Here is a 6,845-nt window from a genome sequence, read left to right as displayed (position 1 = left end):
CCAACCCGCCGCCGGGGCTGGGGGGGGGGGTGGCGGGCCCCAACCCCACGTTTTATGTGTGGGGGGGCCGGGATGGGTGGGGTCCCGCGGGCGGAAACCCCCCCCCACGGCACCTCATGCCTTCGGCAGCTTGGCCTTCAAAGCATACAGCGCGTCCAGTGCTTCGCGCGGCGACATCTCGTCCGGATGCAGCGCCTTCACCGCGTCCATCAGCAGTTCGGCTTCGCTCGGCGGGGCGGCTTCTGCGGCGGCGCGCGAGGGCACCGCGAACAGCGGCAGATCGTCGGCCAGCGCGCGCGCCGTCTGACCGCGGTCCTGGGCTTCCAGCTTCGCCAGCACCGATTTCGCGCGCGTGATCACGGCCGGTGGCAGGCCCGCGAGCTTGGCGACCTGAATGCCGTAGGAGCGATCGGCCGAACCCGGCAACACCTCGTGCAGGAACACGACGTTGCCCTGCCATTCCTTCACCCGCACGGTCGCGTTGAACATCCGCGGCAGTTTTGCGGAGAGCGCCGTCAGCTCGTGATAATGCGTCGCGAACAGCGTGCGGCAACGGTTACTCTCGTGCAGATGCTCGATCGCGGCCCAGGCGATCGAGAGGCCGTCGAAGGTCGCAGTGCCGCGGCCGATTTCATCAAGGATCACGAGCGCGCGCTCGCCGGCCTGATTCAGGATCGCCGCGGTCTCGACCATCTCGACCATGAAGGTGGAACGGCCGCGGGCGAGATCGTCGGCAGCGCCGACACGCGAGAACAGGCGGTCGATGATGCCGATCCGCGCGCGTGTCGCCGGCACGAAGCTGCCGATCTGGGCGAGCAACGCAATCAGCGCGTTCTGGCGCAGGAAGGTCGATTTACCGGCCATGTTCGGACCGGTCAGCAACCAGAGCTGGCCGGACTTTTGCGCAGGGCCCGGCGAGAGATCGCAGGCATTGGCGATGAACGGCTCGCCATTGCGCTTCAAGGCCTGCTCGACCACCGGATGGCGACCCGCCTCGATGGCAAAGCCGAGAGACGCGTCCACCTCGGGCCGCACATAGTTCTCGTCGATCGCCAGCTTGGCCAGCGACGTCGCGACGTCGAGCAGCGCAAAGGCGTGGGCGGCGGCGCGCAGCTCCTCGCTGATTGCCAGAGCCTTGGCGCAGAGCCGCTCGAAAATTTCGAGCTCGAGTCCGAGTGCGCGGTCGCCGGCATTGGCGATCTTGGCTTCGATCTCTCCCAGTTCCGAGGTGGTGAAGCGGACCTGGCCGGCCAGCGTCTGGCGGTGGATGAAAGTTGAGTTCAGCGGCGCCGACATCAGCTTGTCGCCGTGCTGCGCGGTGACCTCGACGAAATAGCCGAGCACGTTGTTGTGCCGGATTTTGAGACTCTTCACACCCGTGTTGTCGGCGTAGCGCGCCTGCATCGAGGCCACCACCAGGCGCGAGGCGTCGCGGAGATTCCGCGTTTCGTCCAGCGCAGGCTCATAGCCTTGGCGAACGAACCCGCCGTCGCGCTTGATCAGCGGCAGTTGATCGTCGAGCGCCCTGGCGAATTCCGCCGCGAGCTCGCGCGATGGCCTTTGCAGCGCCGCCATCACCACGGCGATCTCCTGCGGCGGCTGGTCGAGTTCGTCAAGCCGCGTCAGCACCTGGTCGGCGGCGATGATGCCGTCGCGCAGGCCGGCGAGGTCGCGCGGCCCGCCGCGGCCGACGGATATACGGGCCAGCGCCCGCGACATGTCGGGGGCGCCGCGCAGGATGCTGCGGATGTCCTCGCGCGCGGCCGAGTCGGCAACGAAGCTGCCGACGGCATCGAGCCGCCGCGCAATCGCCGCCGCATCGGTCAGCGGCGCGGCAAGCCGCTGCGCCAGCAGGCGCGAGCCGGCCGAGGTCACCGTGCAGTCGATCGCATCGAGCAGCGAGCCGCGGCGTTCTCCGGCCAAGGTCCGCGTCAGTTCGAGATTGGCACGGGTGGCGGGATCGATCGCCATGGTCGCGCCCGAGGCTTCGCGCGCGGGCGGCGACAGCGGCGGATGTTTGCCGACCTGGGTGCGGTCGACATAGGTGACGGCGGCGGCGGCGGCAGTGGCTTCCAGCCGCGTCAGCTGGGACAGTCCGTCCATGGTCGCGACGGCAAAATAGTCGCATAGCCGCTTCTCGGCGGTGGCGCCGTCGAAGACGTCGCGGGTCAGCGGCGTCACCGCCGGCAGCTCGCGCAGAGTCTGTCCGAGCTCGCGATCGTTATAGAGCGCGTCGGTGACGATCACCTCGTTCGGATTGATGCGCGCCAGAGTGGCGGCGAGTTCGCCGCCCGAACATTCCGTCACCGTGAATTCGGCGGTCGAGATGTCGATCCAGGCGAGGCCAAAGCGGTCACCGCCCGCCGATGAGCGCGCGCGCGCGAGCGCCAGCAGGTAATTGTTGGCGCGCGCGTCGAGCAGCGTGTCCTCGGTCAGCGTGCCCGGCGTGACCAGGCGCACCACGCCGCGGCGCACGACACTCTTGTTGCCGCGCGCCTTGGCGGCGGCGGGATCCTCGGTCTGCTCGCACACCGCGACCCGGTGCCCGGCGACGATCAGCCGGTGCAGATAATCCTCGGAGCGCTCGACTGGCACGCCGCACATCGGGATATCGGCGCCTTGATGCTTGCCGCGCTTGGTCAGGACGATGCCGAGTGTCCTGGAGGCGATCTCTGCGTCCTCGAAGAACAGCTCGTAAAAGTCGCCCATCCGGTAGAACAGCAAGAGGCCCTGATGCGCCGCCTTGATTTCAAGGTACTGTTCCATCATCGGCGTGACGCGCGCGGCGGCTTCCGCCTGCGGCGCGGGCGTATCGTCGGGGGGCGGTACAGGGATCGGTTGTTGCATTGTCATGGGCGGCGCAACCTACAAAATTTCGCCCCGCGCTCCTATCGCTTTGGCCGGGGAGGGGAGGTTTTCCACGTTGTCCGCACCGCGGCATGCGCAACTCGCGTGCGCACCCCCAGGAACACGCGCGTATCGGTCAATTGACCTCCCGCGGGCACCCTCCTAAAACTCCGCCGACATTGAAGAATTTAGGCCGGATCGCGGCATTCAGGGAGAACAACGATGCGTGACGTCTTTATCTGCGATGCCGTGCGGACCCCGATCGGCCGTTTTGGCGGCTCGCTCGCCAAGGTGCGTGCCGACGACCTTGCGGCGGCCCCGATCAAGGCTCTGATGGCCAAGCACCCCAATCTCGACTGGGCACAGGTTGACGAGGTCTTCTTCGGCTGTGCCAACCAGGCCGGCGAGGACAACCGCAACGTTGCACGCATGGCGCTCCTGCTTGCGGGCCTGCCGGATTCGGTTCCAGGCCAGACCCTGAACCGGCTCTGTGCCTCCGGTCTCGATGCGGTCGGTGCCGCCGGCCGCGCCATCCGCTCCGGCGAGATCGAGCTTGCGATTGCCGGCGGCGTCGAATCCATGACGCGCGCGCCCTTCGTGATGGGCAAGGCGCAGGAAGCGTTCTCGCGCTCGGCTGAGATCTTCGACACCACGATCGGCTGGCGCTTCATCAATCCGCTGCTGAAGGCGCAGTATGGCGTCGACGCGATGCCCGAGACCGGCGAGAACGTCGCCGAGGAATTCCAGGTCTCGCGCGCCGATCAGGACGCCTTCGCGATCCGCTCGCAGCAGCGCGCGGGCGCCGCGATCGCGGCCGGCTATTTCGCCGAGGAGATCATCCCGATCACCATTCCCGGCGGCAAGGCCGGCCCTGTTACAGTCGACAAGGACGAGCATCCGCGTCCCGAGACCACGCTGGAAGCCCTGACCAAGCTCAGGCCGATCGTGCGCAATCCCGGCACGGTGACCGCCGGCAACGCCTCCGGCGTCAATGACGGCGCTGCCGCGATGATCCTGGCGTCCGAGGCTGCCGTGAAGAAGCACGGCCTGACACCCCGCGCGCGCATCCTCGGCCTCGCCTCGGCCGGCGTGCCGCCGCGCATCATGGGCATCGGCCCGGTGCCGGCCACCCGCAAGCTGATGGAGCGTCTCGGCAAGAAGATCAGCGATTTCGACCTGATCGAGCTCAACGAAGCCTTCGCCTCGCAGGGCATCGCCTGCATGCGCCAGCTCGGCGTTGCCGACGATGCCGATTTCGTCAATCCGCATGGCGGCGCGATCGCACTCGGTCATCCCCTCGGCATGAGCGGCGCGCGCCTCGCGCTCACCGCCGTACACGGCATGGAGAAGCGCGGCGGCAAGCTGGCGCTCGCCACCATGTGCGTCGGCGTCGGCCAGGGCGTGGCTGTCGCGATCGAGAAGCTGAATTGACGAGACGCGCAGCGTGCCGTCATCCCGGGGCGGGGCATTTGCACCGAACCCGGGATCTCGAGATTCCGGGTTCAGCCCTCGGGCTGCCCCGGAACGACAGGGAGAAAACCGTGCCATGATCATCGCGAGCGAGCAGGACGTCACGGCCGCGGCATTGGCGGTGATGGAGCGGACGTCAGATCCGCGGCTGCGCCAGATCATGGTCTCTCTGGTCAAGCACCTGCATGCCTTCGTCCGCGACGTTCGCCTGACGGAGAAAGAGTTTCGCGACGCCACGGCTGTCATCGCCGAGCTCGGCAAGCTCTCGACCGACACGCATAACGAGGTCGTGCTGATGGCAGGCTCGCTCGGCGTCTCGCCGCTGGTGTGCCTGCTGAACAACGGCGATGAGGGCAACACGGAAACCGACCAGTCGCTGCTCGGACCGTTCTGGCGGCTGAACTCGCCGCGGGTGGAAAATGGCGGATCGATCGTCCGCTCCGAGACGCCGGGCGCGCCGCTGTTCGTCAACGGCCGCGTCGTGGACAAGGACGGCCGTCCCGTCGCCGGCGCCGAGGTCGATGTCTGGCACGCATCGCCCGTGGGTCTCTATGAAAACCAGGACCCCGAGCAGGCCGACATGAACCTGCGCGGCAAGTTTACGACCGACCACGACGGAGCCTTCTCTTTCCGCTCCGTGATGATGGTCGGCTATCCCATTCCGACCGACGGCGTGGTCGGCCGCCTTCTGGAGGCGCAAGGCCGGCATCCCTATCGTCCCGCGCACCTGCATGCGTTGATCTTCAAGCCCGGATTCAAGGTGCTGATCTCGCAGGTCTACGACCCCGCCGATCCGCATATCGACAGCGACGTGCAGTTCGGCGTGACCAAGGCGCTGATCGGCAAGTTCCTGCGCCATGACACGCCACATCCGAGCGAGCGCGACGTCGCGACGCCATGGTATTCGCTCGACCATGTCTACCGGCTCGAAGCCGGCGAGGCCGTCCTGCCGCGTCCGCCGATCAAATAGGGCTCAAAGCCGCTTCCCCCAATTAGTTATATCCTATAATGATTGGCGGAAGCGTTGACCGGTCGGAAAAAGGCCGGGGAGGAGTTCGCCAATGACATTGATCTATCCCGTCGACAGCAACACGGCGCATCCGCTGCCGCTGTCGCCCGAGTACAAGAGCTCGATCAAGCGCGCGCCGAACAAGCCCTTGATCCCGATGCGCCATACGCTGTCGGAGCTGACCGGCCCGGTCTACGGCCATGAGACCGTGCGCGAGGGCGACAGCGACCTCACCACTCAGCACACCGGCGAGCCGCTCGGCGAACGCATCATCGTGCACGGCCATGTGCGCGACGAGGACGGCCGCGGCGTGCCGAACTCGCTGGTCGAGATCTGGCAGGCCAATTCCTGCGGCCGTTACGTTCACGTCCGCGACCAGCATCCGGCGCCGCTCGATCCGAACTTTACGGGCGCGGGCCGCACTGTCAGCGATGCTGCGGGCTATTACCGCTTCGTCACCATCAAGCCCGGCGCCTATCCGTGGGGCAACCATCATAACGCCTGGCGTCCCGCCCACATCCACCTCTCGGTGTTCGGCCATTCCTTTGTCACGCGTCTCGTGACGCAGATGTACTTCCCGGCCGATCCGCTATTCCCGTTCGATCCGATCTTCAATTCGGTGCCGGACGAAAAGGCGCGGGCGCGGATGGTGTCATCGTTCGATCTCGAGAACACCCAGCCCGAATGGGCGCTGTGCTACCGCTTTGATGTCGTGCTGCGCGGCAAGAACGCCACCCCTATGGAGAACCATTAAGTGCAGGACAATGGGATCACGCCGTCGCAGACCGTCGGCCCGTTCTTCAAATACGGCCTGACGCCGACCGGCGAGTACGCCTGGAACGACGCGTTTACCAACTCGACGCTAACGCCCGACGTCACCGGCGAGCGTGTCCGGATCGAGGGCCGCGTGTTCGACGGCGATGGGGTCGCCGTGCCCGATGCCATGCTGGAGATCTGGCAGGCCGATGCGCAGGGGCGCTTCGCCGATCCGCAGGACAAACGCGCCCTGCCGAATGCGAGCTTCCGTGGCTTTGCCCGCTGCGGCACCGACAAGGACGGCAATTATTCCTTTGAAACCATCAAGCCGGGCGCGGTGCCCGATCCCGACGGCAAGCCGCAGGCACCGCATATCCTGCTTGCGGTGTTCGGCCGCGGCATGCTGCGGCATCTCTATACCCGCATCTATTTCAGCGACGAGGCCGGCAATGCCGCCGATCCCGTGCTGGCGGTGGTGCCGGCCGACCGCCGCGCCACGCTGACGGCCGTGCGCGAGGCCGGCAAGCCGGTGTACCGGCTCGACCTGCGGCTCCAGGGCGACAACGAAACGGTGTTTTTCGACGTGTGACCCCAGCGTCGGGCGCGGGCGGGCCCGCGCCCCGGCCGGGCGGCCGCCGCGGTGCCCCGCCGGGCGGCGCGCCGCCACCTGCCGCGCCGGGGGGCGCCCGGCCGGCCCGCCCGGGCGCGGGCGCGCGCCCCGCGCCCCCCGCCCCCCCCCCCCCCCGCCGCGCCCCCCCCCCCC

Annotated in this window: 5 protein-coding genes; 4 read left to right on the top strand and 1 reads right to left on the bottom strand. The window is 67.6% G+C overall.

All coding sequences use genetic code 11. The features are described from left to right. Positions 1 to 114 precede the first annotated feature (114 nt). Positions 115 to 2,853 (bottom strand): DNA mismatch repair protein MutS, encoded by a 2,739-nt coding sequence (mutS, locus tag AC0L3K_RS00680; protein WP_354200220.1) that lies wholly within the window; start codon positions 2,851 to 2,853, stop codon positions 115 to 117. A gap of 216 nt (positions 2,854 to 3,069) precedes the next feature. Between mutS and pcaF the strand changes: the two genes are divergently transcribed. The 4 genes from pcaF (at position 3,070) to pcaG (ending at position 6,671) form a co-directional block, all read left to right on the top strand. Then, positions 3,070 to 4,278 carry a 3-oxoadipyl-CoA thiolase gene (pcaF, locus tag AC0L3K_RS00675; RefSeq protein WP_007598148.1) on the top strand — a complete coding sequence of 403 codons (1,209 nt, stop codon included), beginning with the start codon at positions 3,070 to 3,072 and terminating at the stop codon, positions 4,276 to 4,278. Between the two features lie 115 nt (positions 4,279 to 4,393). Next, positions 4,394 to 5,287 carry a dioxygenase family protein gene (locus AC0L3K_RS00670; protein WP_473365377.1) on the top strand — a complete coding sequence of 298 codons (894 nt, stop codon included), beginning with the start codon at positions 4,394 to 4,396 and terminating at the stop codon, positions 5,285 to 5,287. Between the two features lie 91 nt (positions 5,288 to 5,378). Beyond that, positions 5,379 to 6,080 (top strand): protocatechuate 3,4-dioxygenase subunit beta, encoded by a 702-nt coding sequence (pcaH, locus tag AC0L3K_RS00665; RefSeq protein ID WP_007598144.1) that lies wholly within the window; start codon positions 5,379 to 5,381, stop codon positions 6,078 to 6,080. Then, positions 6,081 to 6,671, top strand: coding sequence for a protocatechuate 3,4-dioxygenase subunit alpha (gene pcaG / locus AC0L3K_RS00660; RefSeq protein WP_007598143.1), 591 nt, complete (start codon positions 6,081 to 6,083; stop codon positions 6,669 to 6,671). It abuts the gene before it with no gap. Positions 6,672 to 6,845 lie beyond the last annotated feature (174 nt).

This window comes from Bradyrhizobium sp. MI1.10, from assembly GCF_055811035.1.
This window is presented reverse-complemented; position numbering and strand designations above follow the sequence as displayed.

What these genes read in the sequence shown, in the direction of transcription:
- mutS (WP_354200220.1), bottom strand. Translation starts at nt 2,853, where the DNA reads ATGACAATGCAACAACCGATCCCTGTACCGCCCCCCGACGATACGCCC.
- pcaF (WP_007598148.1), top strand. Translation starts at nt 3,070, where the DNA reads ATGCGTGACGTCTTTATCTGCGATGCCGTGCGGACCCCGATCGGCCGT.
- AC0L3K_RS00670 (WP_473365377.1), top strand. Translation starts at nt 4,394, where the DNA reads ATGATCATCGCGAGCGAGCAGGACGTCACGGCCGCGGCATTGGCGGTG.
- pcaH (WP_007598144.1), top strand. Translation starts at nt 5,379, where the DNA reads ATGACATTGATCTATCCCGTCGACAGCAACACGGCGCATCCGCTGCCG.